We start from the raw sequence: 22,424 nt of genomic DNA on the forward strand, positions 1-22,424 counted from the left end.
GCCGTGGAGAATCCGGACACGCCCCTGCATGTGCCGGTCGGCGAGGACGCGAAGATGGCGGCGGAGTTCATCGGCAAGGTCAGCTTCGAGGAGTGGCTGCCGCAGTTCGTCCAGCGGGCCGAGGGCATCGCCGGCCCCCGCCCCTGACGGCACACAGCGACGGCACACAGTGCGCGGCCCGGATACGTACCGTACGTATCCGGGCCGCGCCGCATGCCGGCTACGGGCGCCGGGCCTACACGGAGAGCCGGATGAGCTGGGCCGGGCACAAGGTGGCCGCCTGGCGCACGTCCTCGAGCGTGCTCTCGGGCGGCTCCTCCTGGAGCAGGACGACGATGCCGTCCTCGCCCTGGTCGAAGACGTCAGGCGCGAACATCGCACACTGGCCGGCCCCCACACACCTGTTGGAGTCGATGCTGACGCGCATGAAGTCGGTCCTTCGCTCGGTGGGTCGTCGTCACCGTCGTCGTCACCAGGCGACGGGCAGCTCGTAGACGCCGTAGACCATGGCGTCGTCCTTGAACCGCAGCTTCTCCAGCGGGGTGGCGAGCCGCAGGCCGGGGATACGGCGCAGCAGGGTGCCGTAGACGACCTCCAGCTCCACCCGGGCGAGGTTGGCGCCGATGCACTGGTGGATGCCGTAGCCGAAGGCGAGATGGCTACGGGCCTCCTTGCGGCGGATGTCGATCGTGTCGGGGTTCTGGAAGACCGCCTCGTCGTGGTTGGCGGAGTTGTTGAGGGCGAGGATGCCCTCACCCGCGCGGATGACGGTGCCGTCGAGGTCTATGTCCTCAAGCGCCACGCGCGCGGTGCCCGAGTCGGAGATGCTGAAGGTGCGCAGCAGCTCCTCGATCGCCCCCGGCAGCAGAGCGGGGTCGTTGGTGATGGCTTCCCGGTGTTCGGGATGTTCCAGCAGCGCCAACACCCCGAGCGAGATCATGTTGGCGGTGGTCTCATGGCCGCCGACCAGCATCAGCCGGGCCATGGTCACGATGTCGATGTGGTCGGCGATCTGCTCTTCGCGGTTCTTCTCGATGAACCTGCTGATCAGATCGTCGCCCGGCGCGTTCTCCTTCATCGTGACGAGCTTGTCCAGATAGGCGTCGAGGCCCGCCACCGAGGCGCCGTACTCCTCCGGGGAGAGGTCGTGGTTCATCATGTTCGCCGACCACTCCTCGAACTGCTGGTGGTCCTCGTAGGGGACACCGAGCAGTTCGCAGATGACGAGGGACGGCACGGGCAGCGCCAGCGCGGACACCAGGTCCACCGGGCCGCCGGTCGCGAGCATCGCGTCGATGCGCTCGTCGACGATCTCCTGGACGCGCGGGCGCATCTCCTTGACCCGGCGCGCGGTGAACTCGGGGATCAGCATCCGGCGCTGCGCGGTGTGATCCGGCGGGTCCATCGACAGCAGCATCAGCCGGACCTGCCGCAGCATCTCCTCGGGGATGTGGAACTGGTGCGGATATCCGGGCAGCTTCAGATTCGAGCTCACCCGTGCGTCACCGAGCACCTTCTTGACGTGCTCGTGGGTGGTGACCAGCCAGGTGGGCTTGCCGTTCACCTTGAGGGTCGCGTGGGACACCGGCTCGTCCCTGCGCAGCTCCGCGTACTCCCGCGGCGGGCTGAACGGACAGGTGCGCCGCATCGGGAACTGCGGATGCCGCGCCGCCTCGGGGGCCTGGTCGGCAGACTGGGTCATGGCGCCCTCTCGAACTCTTCGTGGGTGTACGGGCTCTTGGGGTGGACGGGGGAGATACCGCGGTTACCAGGTGACGGGCAGCTCGTAGACGCCGTAGACCATGGCGTCGTCCTTGAACTTCAGCTCGCTCAGGGGAGCGGCCGGCCGCAGCTCGGGGATGCGGCGGAAGAGCGTGCCGTACACGATCTCGAGTTCGAGCCGGGCGAGGTTCTGGCCGATGCACTGGTGGATGCCGTAGCCGAAGGCGAGGTGGCTGCGGGCCTCCTTGCGGTGGAAGTCGAGGGTGTCGGCCTCCGGGAAGACGGACTCGTCGTGGTTGGCCGAGTTGTTGAGCGGCAGGATGCCCTCACCGGCGCGGATGGTGACACCGCCGATCTCGATGTCCTCAAGCGCCACGCGCGCGGTGCCGGAGTCGGAGATGCTGAAGAAGCGCAGCAGCTCCTCGACCGCCTTGGGCAGCAGCTCGGCGTCCTCCTTGACGGCCTTCAGCTGCTCGGGGTTCTCCAGCAGCGCCAGCGTGCCCAGCGCGATCATGTTGGCGGTGGTCTCATGGCCGGTGACCAGCATCAGCCGGGCCATGCTCACGATGTCGGAGTGCTCGACCGCCGGCTCCGCGCGGTTCTGCTCGATCAGCCGGCTGATCATGTCGTCGCCGGGCTCGGACTCCTTGGCGGTGACCAGCCCGTCCACATACCGGTCCAGCTCGTAGTGGGCGCGCCCGCGGTCCTCCTCGCTGATCTCGTGGTTCATGATCGCCCAGGCCCACTCCTCGAACCGCGGGTGGTCCTCGTAGGGGACGCCCAGCAGTTCGCAGATCACATGGGACGGCACGGGCAGCGCGAGCGCCTTCACCAGGTCCACCGGCCCGCCCGTGGCGAGCATCTCGTCGATCTGCACGTCCACGATCTGCTGGACCCGCTCGCGCAGCGCGCGCATCCGGCGCAGGCCGAACTCCGGGGCCAGCATGCGGCGCTGGACCGTGTGCTCCGGCGGGTCCATCGACAGGAAGGTCAGCGGGACCGCCTGCAGCATCTCCTCCGGAACCGGAACCTGCAGCGGGTAGCCGGGCAGCTTGAGGTTCGCGGTCACCCGTGAGTCGCCGAGCACCTTCTTGACGTGCTCGTGGGTGGTGACCAGCCAGGCGGGCTTGCCGTTGACCTTGAGGGTCGCGCGGGAGACCGGCTCACTCTCGCGCAGCTTCGCGTACTGCTCCGGCGGGCTGAACGGGCAGGAGCGCGTCATCGGGAACTCCGGAGGCACGGCCTCGTGCTGATCGGCGGATGGGGTCATGGTGCCCTCTCGAACTCGATACGTGGTGCGCGCCGGAACGGGTAAGGGGAGTACGCGCGGGACGGGGAAACGGGCGCCCGAGGCGGCATGGGCGCGCCCCCATGGACCGCTTCTCGCACGCTATTCACCGGCCGCCGCACACCACACCCCTAGTGGCCCCAGCACCGTGCGCACGGGTGGCGGCCGGTGGCGCGGCCGGCCGGCCGGCCCGAGCGGCTAGGGGCGGCTAGGGGTCCAGCTCGGCCGAGGGCCCGCGTTAGCGTCGAAGCCGGATCACGGTTCCGTGTATCCCTGCCCCCGGCCCGTCTGTCACCCCGTCTGTCGAGTGAGGTGGTTCACCGTGTCCCCGGACCCCAGCGCGAAGGGAACCGTCCCCTTCGGGGAGTACCGGACCTGGTACCGGGTCACCGGCGACCTGGGAGCGGGCAAGCCTGCCGTCATCGCCGTGCACGGCGGGCCGGGCAGCACCCATGACTACCTGCTGAGCCTGGCGTCCCTCGCCGACGAGGGCTGGCCGGTCATCCACTACGACCAGCTGGGCAACGGCGGATCGACCCATCTGCCGGACAAGGGCGCCGACTTCTGGACGGTGGACCTCTTCCTCGCCGAGCTGGACAACCTGATCACGGAGCTCGGCGTGGCGGACGGCTACGTCCTGTTCGGGCAGTCGTGGGGCGGACCGCTGTGCGCCTCGCACGCCATGAACCGGCCGGCCGGGCTGCGCGGTCTGGTGGTCGCCAACGCGCCCGCGTCGTACCCGGTGTGGCTCGGCGAGATGGCGGTGCTGCGGGAGCGGCTGCCGCCCGAGGTGCAGCGAACCCTGGTGCGCCACGAGGAGGCGGGCACCTACGACACGGAGGAGTACCTGGCCGCGATGCGGGTCTTCTACGACCGCCATGTGTGCCGGATCCAGCCGTGGCCGCGGGACTTCCTCTCCTCGTTCATGGAGATCTACAACGACCCGACGGTGTACTCCACGATGAACGGCCCCAATGAGTTCCATGTGATCGGCACCCTCAAGGACTGGTCGATCGAGGACGGGCTCGACGCGATCCGGACGCCCACGCTGCTGATCAGCGGCCGCCACGACGAGGCCACCCCGGTGTGCATGCGGCCGTTCGCCGACCGTATCCCCGGTGCGCGCTGGGAGATCTTCGAGAACTCCAGCCACCTTCCGCATCTGGAGGAGCCCGAGCGGTTCACCGAAGTGTTGATCGATTTCCTGAAGGGCCTGTGAAGGCTGTGCAGAGAAGACCCGTACAGAACAGAAGCGAGGAACGGAATCCATGGGATCCGCAACGGCTCTCGTCTTTCCCGGTATGGGCCCTTCCGCCTTCACCGATGTCGGCAGGTTCATGGTCGTCAACCCGTTCGCCAGGGAACTGGTCGCCATCGCCGACGACGTTCTCGGCTACTCGCTGGTCGACACCTTCCGCCAGGCCGAGGGCGACTACTCCGAGGCGGCGCAGGTCGCCTTCCTGGTGAACTGCCTGGCCTCCGCCTCCTGGGCGCGGGAGGCCCTCGGCATCGAACCGGACATCTGCGCCGGCCCCAGCTTCGGCGAGAAGGCCGCGATCGCCTTCACCGGGGCGCTGCCCGCACATGAGGCGGTGCGGATGACCGCCGAGTTGGCGCGCTGCATGGACGAGTACTTCGCGCAGGAGCACAAGGACAAAGTCACCCTCTCCTTCGTCCGCACCCCCGAGGTGAGACTGGCCGAGATCCTCGCCGAGCTGGACGCGGAGGGGGAGTGGCACGACATCTCCTGCTACGTCGACGAGGGCTTCGCCATGGTCTCGCTGCCCGAGGCCCGCGTGGAGTGGATGGAGAACCGGCTGCGCGCGGTCGGTGGCATGCCGCTGTACACCATGCGCCCGCCCCTGCATGCCGCCGCCTTCGCCGGGCTGCGGGACAAGGCCGAGCGGGAGGTGCTGTCCACGTTCGACTTCGCCGACCCGCGGCTGCCGGTCGTCGCCGACCAGGACGGCCGGCTGCTGCGCACGGCGGAGGACCTGCGGACGATGCTGCTCGACAGCATCGTCCGTCCCCTCGACTGGCCCCGCGTCGTGGACGCCCTGAAGCGCTTCGGCGCCAAGCGGCTCTGCGTCGCCGGCCCGGACAGCCTGTTCGGCCGGGTCCCCTGTACGACCAGCAACTTCGAGGTCATCGCCGCCCATCCGCGGCGTGCGATGACACCGCGGCGCCGACCCGTCGTCGCCTGACCATTCCTCAAGGCCCTTGGAGTCATGATGTGGGACGACCAGTTCGAAGAGATCCTGCGCACCTACCTTCCCTTCCTGCCCCCGGGTGAGCCGCTGGCCGGCGACGTCAAGCTGCGCGATCTGGGACTGGACTCGCTGGGCATGGTGCAGCTGCTCGGAACCCTGGAGCAGGCCTACTCGGTACGCTTCCTCGACGGCGCGCTGACCATGGAGACGTTCGAAAGCGCCGGCGTCCTGTGGAAGACCGTGGAGAGCATGCTGCCCCGCACCGCGGGTTAGGCGGACCGCATCCATGGATCCCACCGTGGACATCACGCTGTCCGGACGCTTTCTGCGCGGACTGGCCACCTCGCCCGACCGGCCCGCGGTCCGGGCCGGCGGTACGACGCTGACCTACCGGGAGCTGCACGAGCGCGCGCTGGTGCTGGCGGGCTCGCTGCTGGCCGACGGCGCGTCCCCGCCCACCGCGATCGGTGTGCTGGCGGGGAAGGACCCCTCGGCCTACGTGGCCCTCCTCGCCGGTCTCTACACCGGCATCACGACGGTCCCGTTGCATCCCTCTTTCCCCGCGCTGCGCACCCGGCAGATGATCGACGCGGCCGGGGTCGACGCCCTGATCGCCGACGACGATTCGCTGCCCGCGCTCACCGGGCTCCGCGCGGACACCGGGCTCGATCTGCCGGTGCTCTTCCCGCCCGGCGGCCAGCCCATGACCGCCGTGTCCCTCGACCCGGACAGCGCGCTCAAGGCGCCGATGCCGGCCCGTGCGACGGACATCGCCTACATCCTGTTCACCTCGGGCTCGACGGGGCGCCCCAAGGGCGTCCCGGTCACCCATGCCAACACCCACCACTACTTCTCCCTGCTCGACGAGCGCTACGGCTTCGGCCCCGAGGACGTGTTCTCGCAGAACTTCGACCTCAACTTCGACTGCGGGATGTTCGACCTGTTCTGCGCCTGGGGGGCCGGCGCCACGCTCGTGGTGCCGCCGCCGGAGGCGTACCGGGACATGCCGGAGTTCATCGCCGCGCAGGGGCTGACCGTCTGGTTCTCCACGCCCAGCGCCATCGCGCTGATCCGGCGCATGGGGGGCCTGCGACCGGGCGCGATGCCCTCGCTGCGCCGGAGCTTCTTCGCCGGTGAGGCGCTGAGCTGCCAGGACGCGGAGGACTGGGGCAACGCGGCACCGTACGCGATCCTGGAGAACCTCTACGGACCGACCGAGCTGACGATCACCATCAGCGCCCATCGGTGGACCGGGGAACGCGCCCTCAACGACATGGTGCCGATCGGCGCCGTGCACCACACCCATGAGGTGCTGCTGCTCGACGCCGAGGGCGAGGAGAGCGACACCGAGGGCGAACTGTGCATCGCCGGGCCCCAGCTCACCCCCGGCTATCTCGACCCCGCCGATGACACCGGCCGGTTCCTCGAACGGTACGGACACCGCTACTACCTGACCGGCGACCGGGTCCGGCGCGCCGCCGACGGCGGCTGGCTCTATCTGGGCCGTAAGGACGCGCAGGTCCAGGTGCACGGCGTACGGGTGGAACTGGCCGAGGTGGACGCGGCCGTACGCGGCTGCGCCGGTGTGCGGGACGCGGTCACCGTGGCCGTCCCGGCCGGGCGGACCATGGAGCTCGTCGTGTTCTACACCGGCGAGGCCGTCCCGCTCATCCAGCTCACCGGCGAGGTACGGCGCAGCCTGCCCACCGCGATCGTCCCCAAGCGGTATGTGCACCTCGACGCGTTCCCGCTGAACTCCAACCGGAAGACAGACCGCAGAAAGCTCGCCCTCCAGGCCGCACAGGAGGGCTCTGATGAAAGGCAGCACGGGGCGCAGTGAACCGTAACTCGACATCGGAACCCCGGTCGGGCGTGCTGGTGCACGCCGTGCTGGACGAGGCGACGGCGGACGCCGGCCCGAACGCCATCGCCGTCAGCGACCCGGCCGGGCGGTGGACCTACCCGGAGCTCACCGCGTACAGCCACGCCGTGGACGCATGGCTGGAATCCCGTGGCATCGGGCTCGGCGACCGGGTGCTTGTGCAGGTGCCGAGCACCCGTGAGCTGGTCGCGCTGTTCTACGGCGCCTCCCGGCGCGGCGCGGCGCTCGTACCGGTGAACACGGGCATGAAGGACTACCACCTGAAGTCGGTGCTCGCCAACGCCGAGCCCCGGCTGGTCATCGCCGCCGGCTCGGCGGTGGAGCGGATCGCCGGCTTCGCCGAGGTCCCGGTGGACGGCCTCAGCGAGGTCTGGGACCAGGTGTCCGATCTGCACGCCGTGGGCGCGCGGGCCACCGCCGCCGCGGAATTCGACGCCGAGGCCATCGCGGTCCTCGTGTACACCTCGGGCAGCACCGCGGCGCCCAAGGCCGTCATCTGCCCGCACGGCCGGATGGTGTTCGCCTCCGAGGCCATCCATCTCGAACTCGGCTACCGCCCCGACGACGTGGTGTTCTGCCGGTTCCCGATCTCCTGGGACTACGGCCTCTACAAGATCCTGCTCACCGCCCTGGGCCGCTGCGAACTCGTCCTCGCCGACGGGGAGTCGGATCTGGTCCTGCTGAAGCGGATCCGCGAGTCCGGGGCCACCGTGGTGCCCATCGTGCCGTCCCTCGCCACCATGATCGTGGCCCTCGCCGAGCGTGAGCCGGCCCAGGAGTCGCGGGTGCGGATGTTCACCAACACCGGCGCCGCGCTGCCGAAGAGCACCGCCGACGGGCTGCGCACGGCGTTCCCCGGCTGCGAGGTGGTGCTGCAGTTCGGCCAGACGGAGTGCAAGCGCATCTCCGTCCTGCCGCCCGAGTTCGAGGACACCAAGGGCGACTCGGTCGGCCGCCCGCTGCCCGGCACCACCGTGTTCGTCGTCGACCGGAACGGCGCCGAGGTGCCGCTCGGCGAGACCGGCGAGATCGTGGTCGAGGGCCCGCATGTGATGCCCGGCTACTGGCGGGCGCCCGAACTCACCGAGCGCACCTTCCGGCCCGCCCCGGGCGGCGGCAGGCCGCGGCTGCACACCGGTGACTACGGACATCTCGACGAGGACGGCTTCCTGTACTACGAGGGCCGCCGGGACGACATGTTCAAGCGCAAGGGCGTCCGTATGTCCACGATGGAGATCGAGGCCGCCGCCTCCGACATCCCCGGTGTGCGGGCCGCCGCCGTCCTGCCGCCGAGCGGCGACCGCGACCTCGCGGTGTGCGTCGAGGGCGACGTACTACCGCACACCGTGCTGCGGGAGCTGTCGCTGCGCCTGGAGCCGGCCAAGGTGCCCGGTCTGTGCCGGGTCGTCGACGAGCTTCCGCTGACCCCGCACGGCAAGCACGCGCGCAAGCAGCTCGCCCAGCTTTTCGAAGGGACCCCCTCGTGATCGGCCACACGGAGCTCGCCAAGCGGTTCGGCACTCCCAGTTACGTCTACGACCTCGACCGCGTCCGGGCGGCCCGGCGGGATCTGCTCGCCGCGCTGCCCGACGAAGTCCATCTCTTCTACGCGGCCAAGGCCAACCCGCACCCGGACGTGCTGCGGGAGATGCGCGGCGACGGCGGGCGCGGCTGCCGGGCGGAGATCAGCTCCGTCGGCGAGCTCGCCGCCGTCCTCACGGCCGGGTTCTCCGGCGCCGACATCCTCTACACCGGCCCCGGCAAGACCGCGGAGGAGCTGACCGAGGCGCTGGCCAAGGGCGTCCGGCTGTTCTCCGTCGAGTCGCCCGGCGACTTGCGCCGCGTCGGCGAGGCGGCCGGCCGGCTCGGTGTCACCGCCGACTGTCTGCTGCGCGTCAACAGTGTCAGCGCGAGCACCGCCACCAGCATCCGGATGACCGGTGTCCCCTCGCAGTTCGGCTTCGACAGCGAGACGCTGGCGGACCTGCGCGAGAAGGTGTCGGATGTACCCGGCACCACCATCGCGGGCCTGCACTTCTTCCCGCTCAGCAACGCGGCGGACGAGGCGAGCCTGATCGCCGAGTTCCGGCACACCATCGAGAAGGCCGCCGAACTGCAGGAGCAACTCGGCATACGGTTCCGCTTCGTCGACATAGGCGGCGGCTTCTCCGCCCCGTACGCGGCGGGTGGCGAACGCCCGGTCTACGGCGAGCTGCGGGAGGCGCTGGCCGCCACGCTGGACACGCACTTCCCCCGATGGCGCGACGGCGGTCCGCGGATCGCCCTCGAGTCCGGGCGCTATCTGGTCGGCGACAGCGGCACGCTGCTCGTCGGCGTGGTCAACATCAAGGAGAGCCGGGGACGCCGCTTCGTCATCCTCGACGGCGGTATCAACACCTTCGGCGGCATGTCCGGCCTCGGCCGGATCCTTCCGGTCTCCGTGCTTCCGAACGAGTCGGCGCCCGGCGCCGGGGACCCCGCCATGCTGGTCGGCCCGCTGTGCACCCCGGGCGATGTGCTCGGCCGGGATGTCGTGCTCGCGGACCCGGCGCCCGGAGACCTCCTCACCATCCCCAACGCCGGTGCCTACGGGGTGACGGCGAGCCTGCTGATGTTCCTCGGCCGGCCCGCCCCGACGGAAGTCGTCGTACGTGGCCCGGACGTCGTATCCGCTTCCCGGATCGACCACATCCGCACCTACGCATACGGGCAGGCCCCTCGATGAGTACCTCCGCACCGACCCCGGTCCCGGCTTCGGCGCCGCCTGAGACCGTGAACGACGCGCCCGTCATCGTGGCCGGCGGGCTCTCGGACTCGCACACCTGGAACCTGGTGTTCCTGCAGCTGCTGCTGGAGGAACACGGCCACCGGGTCGTCAACCTCGGCCCCTGCGTCCCCGAGGAGCTGCTGATCTCCGAGGCGCTGGCCCAGCGGCCCGCACTGATCGTGATGAGCAGCGTCAACGGCCATGGCTACCAGGACGGCATGCGGATGATCACCCGCCTGCGCGACCACCCGGAGCTGGGCGAACTGCCGGTCGTCATCGGCGGGAAGCTGGGCATCTCCGGCACCCGGAGCGCGGTCGAGGCGGCCAACCTCAAGAACGCCGGGTACGACGCGGTCTTCGACGACAGCGCGGAGGGGATCGGTGCCTTCTCGCGGATGCTCGACGCGCTTCCGCAGCGGGCCCTGGTGTGACCGGCGGGGGTTTCGGCGCGTTCGTCCGCCGGGCTCATGACGCCGGCGAACTCGTGGTGCAACCCCGGATGGGCATGAGCGAGCCGGCCCGGATGCGAGCCGGCCTGCTGGCCGCGAAGGCCGCCGCCGGGACCACGGCCGGCACCCTCACCATCGACAGCTACACCCGGGTCGGGGATCTGGAGTCCGCCGAACTCGCCCTGATGGAAGGGGTGTCGCTCAACGGCTACCCCATCGTCAGCCACGACCTGGACACCACGAAGGCGGTACTGGAGGGGGCCTGCGCGGAGAACTTCCCCGTCCAGGTCCGCCACGGCTCCGCCGCTCCCATGGACATCTTCCGGGCGCTCATGGCCGTGGGCCTCGACGCCTCGGAAGGCGGCCCCGTCTCGTACTGCCTGCCGTACGGACGGATCCCGCTGGGCGAGTCGATGGCCCACTGGGCCCGGTCCAGTGAGCTCTTCGCCGAGCTCCGGGAGACCGGTGCGCAGCCGCATCTGGAGACCTTCGGCGGCTGTATGCTCGGCCAGCTCTGCCCACCGAGTCTGCTGGTGGCGATCAGCGCGCTGGAGGCGCTGTTCTTCTACCGGCACGGGCTGCGCTCCCTTTCCGCCAGCTATGCCCAGCAGACGAATCACCGGCAGGACATCGAAGCCGTGGCCGCATTGCGCCGGCTGTGTGCCGAGCTGTTGCCGGACGCCGAATGGCACGTGGTCGTCTACGCCTATATGGGCCTCTATCCGGTGACCCCGGAAGGGGCCTATCGGCTGCTCGGCCGGGCGGTCGAACTCGCCGTGGTGACGGGGTCGGAGCGGCTGATCGTGAAGACGGCCGCCGAATCCGTCCGCATTCCGACGGTCGAGGAGAACGTCGCCGCGCTGGAATACGCGGCGACGGCCGCCGCCGCGGCGCGGCACACCGTGTCCGGCGCGCCGGAGAAGGCCGACTCGCAGATCTATGCGGAGGCGTCCGCCCTGGTCACATCGGTCCTCAACCTGGCGGAGGACCTCGATCAGGCCCTTCTGCTCGCCTTTCGCCAGGGTTACCTCGACGTCCCCTACTGTCTGCATCCCGACAATATGGGACGCAGCAGAAGCTATATCGACGCGGCTGGACGGCTGCGCTGGGCGGACATCGGAAAGATGCCCTTGGCCGGCATCGTCGACACCCGCGATTCCCGCACCATCACCTCCGGCGAACTGCTCGCGTCGTTGTCCTATGTTCGCCGGACCTTCGACCCGGAGATGATCAGCGGGTCCTCGAGCGAGAAAGCCCTCGGCGTCTAGGGGCAATTAAGGGTGTAGCCGCTCTTTGGACGTCACTACCGTTGGGAAAAACGGTGTCGGCCGAAAGTGAGATGCGTGGATGAACGGGCCCGGTTCCGAATCAGCACTGGCACGACTGCTGGCCACAGCCGCACCGTCGGAACACCGGAGGGTGGTCCTCGACCTTGTGCACGCCCAGGTGACGGCGGCACTCAAGGCCGTACGGCCCGAGGCCACCGGCACTGCGGACCCCCGGCTTCCGTTCGCCGAACTGGGGCTCGACTCGCTGGCCGCGGTCGATCTGCACCGCAGGCTGAGCGCCGAGACCGGGCTCGACCTCCCGGTCACCGTCGCCTACGACTGCCCCACCCCCGAGGCGCTCGCCGATCGGCTGCTGGCCGGGGCGCTCGGCACCGACGCCGTCGCGCCGGTCGAGCGGATGACAGGCCCGGTCGACGAGCCCGTCGCCGTCGTGGGCATCGGCTGCCGGTTCCCCGGCGGGGTGCACTCGGCCGACGCCGTATGGCAACTGCTGTCCGACGGCGGCGAGGTTCTCTCCGGATTCCCCGACGACCGGGGCTGGGACCTGGCCCGGCTCTTCGACGAGAACCCCGACGAGCCCGGCAAGAGCTATGTGCGGGCCGGTGGATTCCTCGACACCGCCACCGCGTTCGACGCCGACTTCTTCGGGATCAGCCCGCGCGAGGCGCTGGGCATGGACCCGCAGCAGCGGCTGATCCTGGAGACCGCCTGGGAGGCGCTGGAGCACGCGGGCATCGACCCGACCGGAGTGCGCGGCAGCGCGGCGGGCATGTTCTTCGGCGCCGAGGTGCAGGAGTACGGACCCCGGCTGCACGACGCCCCCGACGGGCTCGACGCCTATCTGATGACCGGCAACGCGCCGAGCGTCATCTCCGGCCGGGTCGCCTATGTGCTCGGCGCGGAGGGGCCCGCCGTCACGGTCGACACCGCCTGCTCGGCCTCGCTCGTCGCCATCCATCTGGCCTGCCAGTCGCTCCGCCAGGGCGAGTCGTCGATGGCGCTGGCCGGCGGTGTCGCGGTGATGGGCGGGCCCGGTGTGTTCACCGCGTTCAGCCGGCAGCGCGGCCTCGCGCCCGACGGACGCTGCAAGGCGTTCGCGGCGGCGGCCGACGGCACCGGCTTCGCCGAGGGCGTCGGCGTCCTCGTACTGGAGCGGCTCTCCGAGGCGCGCCGCAAGGGCCATCGGGTGCTCGCCGTCGTACGGGGCTCCGCCGTCAACCAGGACGGCGCGAGCAACGGGCTCACCGCCCCCAGCGGCGCGTCGCAGGCGCGGCTGATCCGCCAGGCGCTCGCCAACGCCGGACTGACCGCGGCCGACGTCGACGTGGTCGACGCCCACGGCACCGGCACCAGGCTCGGCGATCCGATCGAGGCCAACGCGCTGATCGCCACCTACGGCCGGGACCGGCCCGCGGACACCCCGCTGCTGCTCGGCTCCGTCAAGTCGAACCTGGGGCACACCCAGGGCGCCGCCGGTGTCGCCGGTGTCATCAAGATGATCCTCAGCATGCACCACGGCAGGGTGCCGAGGACGCTGCACATCGACGAGCCGAGCCCGCGCATCGACTGGTCGGCGGGGGCCGTCGAACTCGTCACCGAGGACCGGCCGTGGCCCGAGACCGGACGGCCGCGCCGGGCCGGTGTCTCGTCCTTCGGGGTCAGCGGAACCAACGCCCACCTCATCCTGGAGCGGCCCGAGGCCGCCGGCGCCGCCGAAGAGGCCGAGGCGCCGCAGGCCCCCGCGCCGCTGCCGTTCGTGCTGTCGGCGCGCGGCGAACAGGCGCTCCGCGACCGGGCGTCGGATCTGCTGTCCCTGGTGGACCACGCGCCGCTCACCGACCTCGCGTACTCGCTGGCCACCACGCGCGCCGCGCTCTCCCACCGCGCCGTCGTCGTCGCCGACGACCGCGACGCGCTGCGCCGGGAGCTGGAGGCCCTCGCCTCCGGGACGGCCCCCACCGAGGCCGCCGCCCCGGGCAAGCTCGCGTTCCTCTTCACCGGCCAGGGCAGCCAGCGCATCGCCATGGGCCTCGAACTCGCCCGCACCTACCCGGTGTTCGCCGAGGCTCTCCAGGACGCCTGCGCCTATCTGGACATGCAGCTCGAACTCCCCCTGAGCGAGGTGCTGTTCGCCATCCCCGACGCGGCCCCCGGCTCACCGGAGGCCGAGCGGCTGAACCGCACCGAGTACGCCCAGCCGGCCCTGTTCGCCATCGAGGTGGCCCTCTACCGCCTCGCCGAGAGCTGGGGCCTGCGGCCCGACTACCTCGCCGGCCACTCCATCGGCGAGCTCGCCGCCGCCCATGTGTCGGGCATCCTCACCCTGGAGGACGCCTCGATCCTGGTCGCCGCGCGTGGCCGCCTCATGCAGCACCTCCCGGCGGGCGGCGCCATGGTCGCCGTGCGGGCGAGCGCGTCCGAGGTGACACCCCTGCTGACCGAGCGCGTCTCCCTCGCGGCGGTCAACGGGCCCACCGCCGTGGTGCTATCCGGCGCCGAGAAGGAGGTGCTCGCCATCGCGGACGTACTCGCCGAGCGTGGCCACGACACCAAGCGGCTGCGGGTCAGCCACGCCTTCCACTCGCCGCTCATGGAACCGATGCTCGCCGGGTTCCGCCGGATCGCCCACGTCCTCGACTACGCCACCCCGGCCATCCCCATCGTGTCCACGGTGACCGGCGCGCTCACCACCGACGAGCTGTGCGACCCCGAGTACTGGGTGGAACACGTCCGCGCCCAGGTGCGCTTCCACGAGGGAGTGCGCTGGCTGGAGGACGCAGGGGTCCGCACCTTCCTGGAGATCGGCCCGGACGGTGTGCTCAGCGCCATGGGCGACGACTGCGTGGCGGGCCCCGGCACCGCCTTCGCCCCGCTGCTGCGCCGCGACCGGCCCGAGGCGCCCGAGGCCCTCTCGGCCCTCGCCCTCGCGTACCGGCGCGGCATATCCGTCGACTGGGACCGGTTCTTCACCGGCCGCGGCGCCCGGCGCCTCGATCTGCCCACCTACCCCTTCCAGCGCCGGCGGTTCTGGCTGGAGCAGGGCTCGGGCACCACCGACGCCACCGATCTGGGCCAGCTCCCGGCCGGACATCCGCTGCTCGGCGCGGTCGTCGCCGTCGGCGCCGACGGCGTAGTGCTGACCGGACGCCTCTCGCCGCGCACCCAGCCGTGGCTGGCCGACCATGTGATCTCCGGCCGGGTGCTCTTCCCGGGCACCGCCTTCGTCGAACTGGCCCTGCGCGCCAGGGACCACGTGGGCGCCTCCACCCTGGAGGAACTGACCCTCGGCGCCCCGCTCGCCCTCCCCGCCGACGGCGGCGTGGCCATCCAGGTCGCGGTGGGGGAGCCCGACGAGAGCGGCCGCTTCCCCGTCACCGTCCACTCCCGCCCCGACGGCGAGGACGCCACGCCGTGGACCCGGCACGCCGACGGTGTGCTCACGGCCGACGTGGCGCCGCCGCCCGCGCCGCCGGCCGTCTGGCCGCCGAGCGGCGCCACGCCCCTGGATGTGTCGGAGTTCTACGGAGAACTGGCCGACCAGGGATACGGCTACGGCCCGGCCTTCCAGGGCCTGCGCGCCGCCTGGCGGCACGGCGACGAGGTGTACGCCGAGGTCGCCCTCGACGAGCGGACCGCGGCCGACGCGGCGGGATTCGGTCTGCACCCGGCGCTGCTCGACGCGGCGCTGCACGCCGCCGGCCTCGACACCCCGCCGCGCGACGAGGTCCTGATCCCCTTCGCCTGGACCGGAGTCACCCTGTACGCGGTCGGCGCCTCGTCGCTGCGGGTACGGATCACCGGCGCGGGCACGGACACCATCGCACTCCAGCTCGCCGACGCCACCGGCGCCCCGGTGGCCGAGGTGGCGGCGCTCGCCTCCCGCCCCGCCCAGGACACCACCGAGCCGCTCTACACGGTGCGGCACGTGCCCGTCCCCCGGCCCGCCGAGTCCGCACCGCTGCGGATCGCGGAGCCGGCCGGCGGGCTCCACACACTGGAGTACGACCCCGCGCCCGACGCCGTACTCCACCGGGTGGCCCAGCCCGACGGCGAGCCCACCGCCGCCGCCCGCGCCGCCACCTTTGACGTCCTGCGGCTGCTGCGGGGCTGGCCGGCCGACGACCGGCTCGCCGACTCCCGGCTGGTGGTGGCCACGCACACCGGACTGGCCCAGGCGCCGGTCCGCGGTCTGGTGCGCTCGGCGCAGGCGGAGAACCCCGGGCGCATCGTGCTCGTGGAGCACGACGGCACCCTTGACGACACCGCCCTGCGCGCCGCCCTCGCCACCGGCGAACCCGAGGTGTCACTGGCCGGCGGCGAGCCGCGGGTCCCCCGACTGACGGCCTTTCAGCCGCGGCCTGCCACGGCGCCCGAGTGGGGCACGGTCCTGATCACCGGCGGCACGGGCGGCCTCGGTGGACTGCTCGCCCGCCACCTGGTGCGCGCACACGGGGTGCGTTCCCTGGTGCTCGCCGGCCGCCGGGGCGAGGCCCCGGAGCTGGCGGCCGAGCTGACGGCGCTCGGCGCCGATGTGGCCGTCGTCGCCTGCGATGTGAGCGACCGCGCGTCGGTGGCCGCGCTGCTGGCCGAGCACCCCGTCGACTCGGTGGTCCACGCGGCGGGCACAGTGCGCGACGGCGTCATCGGATCGCTCACCGACGACATGGTCGACGAGGTGTTCCGGGCCAAGGTCGACGGCGCCTGGCATCTGCACGAGCTGACCCGCGGCCGGCCGCTGACCGCCTTTGTGCTGTTCTCCTCGCTCGCCGCCGTCCTCGACGGCGCCGGGCAGGGCAACTACGCCGCCGCCAACGCCTTCCTCGACGCCCTCGCCGAACACCGGACCTCCCTCGGCCTGCCCGCCACCGCCCTGTCCTGGGGCCTGTGGGCGACCGACGCCGGTATGGGCGCGGCGCTCGACGAGGCCACGCTCGCCCGCATCGCGGGGTACGGCCTGCCCGGGCTGAGCGCCGAGCGGTCCCTGAACCTGTTCGACGCCGCCGTACGCGCCGGTGAACCCCGTGTCGTCCCCGTCGAGGTGGACGCCACCGCCGTACGGAAGCGGGCCGACGGCATCCCGCCGCTGCTGAGCGCCGTCGTGCGCCCGGCGGCCCGCCGGGCAGCCGCGGCCCAGGCGCCGCAGGGACAGGCCGCCACCGGGCCGGCCGCGCTGCTCCCCGCCGACCGCGACCGCACCCTGCTGGAGCTGGTCCGCACCGAGGTGGCGGCCGTACTGCGGCACGACGGCGCGGCAGCCATCGACCCCACCCGGGCCTTCACCGAGCTGGGCTTCGACTCGCTGGCTGCCGTGGAGCTGCGCAACCGCCTGAACACCACGACCGGACTGCGGCTGCCCGCCACCATCGTCTTCGACTACCCGACGTCCAAGGCGCTCGCCGACCACATCCGCGACACGCTCTTCGGCGCCGAGCGGCAGCCCACCACCAGCGTCGCCACCGTGGCCGCGGCGGCCGACGAGCCGATCGCCATCGTCGGCATGAGCTGCCGCTACCCCGGCGGTGTCACCTCGCCCGAGGAGCTGTGGCAGCTGGTCGCCGACGGCGTGGACGGCATGGCGGGATTCCCCGCCGACCGCGGCTGGGACGGTGACGCGCTCTACGACCCCGAGCCGGGCACCCCGGGCAGGACCTACGCCCGCGAGGGCGGATTCCTCTACGACGCGGCCCAGTTCGACGCCGACTTCTTCGGCATCAGCCCGCGCGAGGCCGTCGCCATGGACCCGCAGCAGCGGCTGCTGCTGGAGGTGTCCTGGGAGGCGTGCGAACGGGCCGGTATCGACCCCGCGACCATCCGTGGCACCCGCACCGGTGTGTTCGCGGGCGTCATGTACCACGACTACGGCACCTGGCTGACGGAGGTGCCCGACGATGTCGCCGCCTACCTCGGCAACGGCAACCTCGGCAGTGTGGTGTCCGGCCGGGTCGCCTACGCGCTGGGCCTGGAGGGACCGGCCGTCACCGTTGACACGGCCTGCTCCTCCTCGCTGGTCACCCTGCATCTGGCCGCGCAGGCGCTGCGGCAGGGGGAGTGCGAACTGGCCCTCGCCGGCGGTGTCACGGTGATGTCCACCCCGGACACCTTCGTGGACTTCAGCCGCCAGCGCGGGCTCGCCGCCGACGGCCGCTGCAAGTCGTTCGCCACCGCCGCCGACGGCACCGGCTGGGGCGAGGGCGTCGGCATGCTGGTGGTCGAGCGGCTCTCCGACGCCCGCCGCAACGGCCACCATGTGCTGGCCCTGGTCCGCGGCAGCTCCATCAACTCCGACGGCGCCTCGAACGGACTGACCGCCCCCAACGGCCCGTCCCAGCAGCGGGTGATCCGCGCAGCGCTGGCCGGCGCCGGACTGACCGCCGCCGAGGTCGACGCGGTCGAGGCACATGGCACCGGCACGACCCTCGGCGACCCCATCGAGGCCCAGGCGTTGCTCGCCACCTACGGGCAGGAGCGCACGGATGACCGCCCGCTGTGGCTGGGGTCCATCAAATCCAACATCGGGCACACCCAGGCCGCGGCCGGTGTCGCCGGTGTCATCAAGATGGTGATGGCGATGCGCCACCGGACGCTGCCGAAGACCCTGCATGTGGACTCCCCGTCGGACCAGGTGGACTGGGACGCCGGCGCCGTTGAACTCCTCACCTCCACCCGGCCCTGGGAGACCGATGGCGCGCCGCGCCGCGCCGGAGTGTCCTCCTTCGGCATCAGCGGCACCAACGCCCACGTCATCATCGAGGAGGCACCCGAGCCCGCCGCCGAGGAGCCCCCCACCGGCAATGCGCCGGACGTGGTGGCGCTGCCGGTCTCGGCCCGCGCCGCCGACGCGCTGCGCGGCCAGGCCGAACGCTTGCTGACGATGGCGCACGTCGAACCGGCCGATCTGGGAAGCGCGCTGGTCACCACCCGCGGCGCCCATCCGTACCGCGCGGTGGTCCTCGCCGCCGACCGCGCCGAGGCGACGGCCGGACTCGACGCACTCGCTCGCGGCGCCTCCGCACCGGGCCTGGTCACCGGCTCCGTCACCGAGGGCGGTCTGGCCTTCCTCTTCTCCGGGCAGGGGGCGCAGCGTCCGGGCATGGGACGCGAGTGGTACGACACCTTCCCGGTCTACGCCGCCCACTTCGACCAGGCCGCGGCGCTCCTGGACAAGGCGCTGGAGCGGCCGCTGGCCGAGGTGGTCTTCGGTGACGAGCCCGAGGTGCTGGAGCAGACGGCGTACACCCAGGCCGCCCTGTTCGCGACCGAAGTGGCTCTCTTCCGGCTGCTGGAGTCCTTCGGGCCGCGGCCCGACGTCCTGGCCGGCCACTCCATCGGCGAGTTCGCGGCCGCGCATGTGGCCGGGGTCTGGTCGCTGGAGGACGCCGTGACCGCCGTCGCCGCGCGCGGCCGGCTGATGCAGGCCCTGCCCGAGGGCGGCGCGATGGTCGCGGTGCGGGCAGCCGAGGCCGACGTCCTGCCGCTGCTGGACGAGCGGATGAGCGTCGCGGCCGTCAACGGACCCCGGTCCGTGGTGGTGTCCGGCGACGAGGACGCCGTGCTCGAACTCGCCGCCCGCTTCGAGAAGTCCAAGCGGCTGCGGGTCTCCCACGCCTTCCACTCACCGCGCATGGACGCGATGCTGGAGGAGTTCGGGGCGGTCATGGCGGGCCTCGCCGCCGACGCGCCGACGATCCCCCTCGTCTCGACGCTCACCGGCCGCCCGGCCACCGCGGACGAGCTGTGCTCCCCGGAGTACTGGGTCCGGCATGTGCGGGAGACCGTACGGTTCGCGGACGCCGTCGTGGCCCTGGAGGGGCAGGGCGTCGACACCTTCCTCGAACTCGGCCCGGACGCCGTGCTCGCCGCGATGGGCCCCGCATGCCTCGCCGACGACTCCGACGCCGCCTTCGTACCGACAGCCCGCAAGGACAAGCCGCAGGTGCGGGAGTTGCTCGGCGCGCTGGCGCGGGTGCACACGCGCGGCGCCGACGTCGACTGGCCCGCGCTCTACGGCGACTACACCGGGCGCCGGGTCGAGCTGCCGACGTACGCCTTCCAGCACCGGCGGTTCTGGCTCGACACCCCCGCCCCACGGGGCGACGCGGGCGGCCTCGGCCAGGCGGCGATCGACCACCCGCTGGTAGGTGCGGAGATCCGGATGGCCGGCAACGACGGTGTCCTGCTGACCGGCCGGCTCTCGACCGCCACCCACCCGATGCTCGCCGAGCACGCCGTCTACGACACCGTGCTGCTGCCCGGCACCGCGCTCGTCGACCTCGCGATCCGCGGCGGCGACCTCATCGGCCGGCCCGTCCTGGAGGAACTCACCCTCCAGGCACCCCTGGTCCTTGAGAGCGCCGTCCAGATCCAGGTGGCCGTCTCCCCGGACGGCACCGTGGAGATCTTCTCCCGGCCGGAGAACGGAGAGGCCGAGTGGGTCCGCAACGCCACCGGCACCCTCACCGACGAGATCACCGACCAGGGCGCGCCCTCGCTCACCGCGTGGCCGCCGCCCGGCGCCGAGCCCGTCGACGTCTTTGGGCTCTACGACCGGATGGCGGACGACGGCTACGGCTACGGGCCGGTCTTCCGCGGTGTCCAGGCGGCCTGGCGCCGGGGCGATGAGGTCTTCGCCGAGCTCGAACTGCCCGCGACCGCCCGCCAGGAGGCCGCCCGCTTCGGACTCCACCCCGCACTGCTCGACTCCGCCCTGCATGTCTCGTCCCTGCTCGACGACGACGATGAGGACGCCCACGACGGGAAGGGCATCGCCCTCCCGTTCGCCTGGACCGGGGTCGCCCTGCATGCGCAGGGCGCCTCGGCGGCCCGGGTACGGCTCTCCCGCGGCACCGACGGCACCCGTATCGACCTGGCCGACACCGGCGGTGTGCCCCTCGCCTCCGTCGCGTCGTTCGTGACCCGCCCGGTCACCGCCGACCGGCTCGGCGCGCGCCAGGACCCGCTGTACGCCATCGAGCTGAGCCCGCTGCCGGAGCCGGCCGCGGCCGGGACCGACGGGCGTACGTACGCGGTGCTGGGCGACGCCGACCTCGGGCTCGGATTCCCGGTCCACCCCGATCCGGCCTCGCTCGGGGACACCGTGCCCGACGCGGTCCTGCTGCCGGTGCGCACACCGTCCGGGGCCGACGCCCCGGCCGCCGCCCGGACCGCGCTGGACACCGCCCTCGCAGCCGTCCAGACCTGGCTCGGCGAAGAGCGGTACGGCGCGGCCGCGCTCGTCGTCCTCACCGGGCAGGGGCCGGCCGACGGCGCGGTGCGCGGTCTGGTCCGCGCGGCGCAGGCCGAGGACCCGGGCCGGATCGTCCTCGTCGACGTCCCCGACGGTTCCCTCACCCCGGCCCTGCTGGCCGCCGCGCTCGATACGGGCGAGCCTGAAGTTGCCGTGCGTGACCGCGAGTTGCGAGTGCCGCGGCTCACCAGGGTCCACGCCCCCGACGACTCCGAGGCCACCGGCCGTGACTGGGGCACCGTACTGATCACCGGCGGCACCGGCGGGCTCGGCGCGCTGCTCGCCCGGCATCTCGTCAGCCACCACGGCGTCCGCAGGCTGGTTCTGGCCAGCCGGCGCGGCGCCAAGGCGCCGGACGCTCCGCCGCTGCTCGCCGAACTCGCCGCACTCGGCGCCCACGCCTCCGCGGTGAGCTGCGATGTCGCGGACCGCGAGGCGCTCGCCGCGCTGCTCGCCGAGCATCCGGTCGACAGCGTCGTGCACACCGCGGGCGTCCTGGACGACGGCCTGGTCGGCTCCCTGACGGCGGAGCGCCTCGACACCGTCCTGCGGCCCAAGGCCGACGCCGCGTGGCATCTGCACGAGCTGACCCGCGACCGCGACCTCGCCCACTTCGTCCTCTTCTCCTCGGCGGCCGGCAGCCTCGACGCCACGGGCCAGGGCAACTACGCCGCCGCCAACGCCTTCCTGGACGCCCTCGCCGAGGAGCGCCGGGCCGCCGGGCTCCCCGCCGTCTCCCTGGCCTGGGGCCTGTGGGCGGGCGGCGGCGGCATGGGCGGACAGCTCGACGAGGCCGACCGCCGGCGCATCGAACGCTCCGGCATCGGCGCGCTCGACCCCGACCAGGGGCTCGCGCTCTTCGACGCCGCTCTGCGCGCCGACCGCGCCACCCTGGTGCCGGTGGCGCTGGACACCGCGGCGCTGCGCCGCAGGAGCGACGGCGCACCGCACATCCTGCGCGCCCTGGCCGGGCCCCGGCCGGGCATCCGCGCCGGCGCGGAAAGGTCGCTCGCGGACCGGCTCAAAGCGCTGCCCGCCGCCGACCACGAGCACACCGTCCTGGACGTGGTCCGCACGGAGGTGGCCGCGGTCCTCGGCCACGACGGCCCCACCTCCGTCGAACCCAAACGCGCCTTCACCGAGCTGGGCTTCGACTCGCTCGCCGCGGTGGAGCTGCGCAACAAGCTCAACGCGGCCGGCGGGCTGCGGCTGCCGTCCACCCTCATCTTCGACTACGCGACCCCGGCGGCGCTGGCCGGTTATCTGCTCGCCACGCTGCGGCCGGAGACCCGGGCCCCCGCCGAGGAGACCGACGACGCGCGGCTCGCCGCACTGGTGGCCGCCATCCCGGTCGCCCGCATCCGGGAGGCCGGACTGCTGGACACGCTGCTGAAGCTGTCCGAACCCGGCGCACCGGCCACGGAGCCCACCGACCGGTCCGTGGACATCAAGAGCATGGCCGTCGCCGACCTCGTCCGCGCCGCCCTCGACCACAGTGCCGGCTGATCACGCCGCCAAGCAATCAGGCGGCCGAGCCATCAGCGCCGCCACGCAATCAGGGAGCGACACAGAC

The 22,424-nt window shown here is 72.3% G+C and carries 13 protein-coding genes; 10 read left to right on the plus strand and 3 right to left on the minus strand.

Features of this window, described 5'->3' with window-relative positions; all coding sequences use genetic code 11:
- Positions 1–3: 3 nt before the first annotated feature.
- Positions 4–147, plus strand: a complete 144-nt coding sequence (locus ABZS71_RS21560; RefSeq protein WP_356212420.1) for a hypothetical protein — start codon at positions 4–6, stop codon at positions 145–147.
- A gap of 88 nt (positions 148–235) precedes the next feature.
- On the opposite strand, the gene ABZS71_RS21565 is transcribed toward ABZS71_RS21560, so the two are convergent.
- The 3 genes from ABZS71_RS21565 to ABZS71_RS21575 form a co-directional block, all read right to left on the minus strand.
- A complete protein-coding gene (locus tag ABZS71_RS21565) occupies positions 236–427 on the minus strand; it encodes a ferredoxin (RefSeq protein WP_355847488.1) in 192 nt (63 codons plus the stop codon).
- A gap of 42 nt (positions 428–469) precedes the next feature.
- Positions 470–1,702 carry a cytochrome P450 gene (locus ABZS71_RS21570; RefSeq protein ID WP_356212423.1) on the minus strand — a complete coding sequence of 411 codons (1,233 nt, stop codon included), beginning with the start codon at positions 1,700–1,702 and terminating at the stop codon, positions 470–472.
- 63 nt (positions 1,703–1,765) lie between these two features.
- Positions 1,766–2,992, minus strand: coding sequence for a cytochrome P450 (locus tag ABZS71_RS21575; RefSeq protein ID WP_356212426.1), 1,227 nt, complete (start codon positions 2,990–2,992; stop codon positions 1,766–1,768).
- 340 nt (positions 2,993–3,332) lie between these two features.
- On the opposite strand from ABZS71_RS21575, the gene ABZS71_RS21580 reads away from it, so the two are divergent.
- The 9 genes from ABZS71_RS21580 (at position 3,333) to ABZS71_RS21620 (ending at position 22,357) form a co-directional block, all read left to right on the plus strand.
- Positions 3,333–4,229, plus strand: coding sequence for a proline iminopeptidase-family hydrolase (locus ABZS71_RS21580; protein WP_356212429.1), 897 nt, complete (start codon positions 3,333–3,335; stop codon positions 4,227–4,229).
- A 49-nt stretch (positions 4,230–4,278) separates the two neighbouring features.
- On the plus strand, positions 4,279–5,214 hold the full coding sequence (locus ABZS71_RS21585) for an acyltransferase domain-containing protein (RefSeq protein ID WP_356212432.1): 936 nt from the start codon (positions 4,279–4,281) through the stop codon (positions 5,212–5,214).
- Between the two features lie 27 nt (positions 5,215–5,241).
- Positions 5,242–5,493 (plus strand): phosphopantetheine-binding protein, encoded by a 252-nt coding sequence (locus ABZS71_RS21590; protein WP_355847618.1) that lies wholly within the window; start codon positions 5,242–5,244, stop codon positions 5,491–5,493.
- Positions 5,494–5,506: 13 nt separating this feature from the next.
- Complete coding sequence (locus ABZS71_RS21595; RefSeq protein ID WP_356212435.1) at positions 5,507–7,060, plus strand: AMP-binding protein; 1,554 nt, start codon at positions 5,507–5,509, stop codon at positions 7,058–7,060.
- The gene (locus ABZS71_RS21600; RefSeq protein WP_356212438.1) at positions 7,057–8,589 is read left to right on the plus strand and encodes an AMP-binding protein; all 1,533 of its coding nucleotides are present in this window, start codon (positions 7,057–7,059) and stop codon (positions 8,587–8,589) included. The genes ABZS71_RS21595 and ABZS71_RS21600 overlap by 4 nt, the downstream gene beginning before the upstream one ends.
- Positions 8,586–9,827: a type III PLP-dependent enzyme gene (locus tag ABZS71_RS21605; protein WP_356212441.1), complete on the plus strand. Its 1,242-nt coding sequence runs from the start codon at positions 8,586–8,588 to the stop codon at positions 9,825–9,827. The genes ABZS71_RS21600 and ABZS71_RS21605 overlap by 4 nt, the downstream gene beginning before the upstream one ends.
- A gap of 47 nt (positions 9,828–9,874) precedes the next feature.
- Positions 9,875–10,300, plus strand: coding sequence for a cobalamin-dependent protein (locus ABZS71_RS21610; RefSeq protein WP_356212444.1), 426 nt, complete (start codon positions 9,875–9,877; stop codon positions 10,298–10,300).
- The gene (locus tag ABZS71_RS21615) at positions 10,297–11,586 is read left to right on the plus strand and encodes a methylaspartate mutase (protein WP_356212447.1); all 1,290 of its coding nucleotides are present in this window, start codon (positions 10,297–10,299) and stop codon (positions 11,584–11,586) included. The genes ABZS71_RS21610 and ABZS71_RS21615 overlap by 4 nt, the downstream gene beginning before the upstream one ends.
- A gap of 151 nt (positions 11,587–11,737) precedes the next feature.
- Entirely contained in the window at positions 11,738–22,357 is a 10,620-nt protein-coding gene (locus ABZS71_RS21620) for a type I polyketide synthase (RefSeq protein WP_356212450.1), read from the plus strand.
- The last annotated feature ends 67 nt before the right edge of the window (positions 22,358–22,424 follow it).

This window comes from Streptomyces sp. NPDC005393, from assembly GCF_040606675.1.
Taxonomy (GTDB): Bacteria; Actinomycetota; Actinomycetes; order Streptomycetales; family Streptomycetaceae; genus Streptomyces.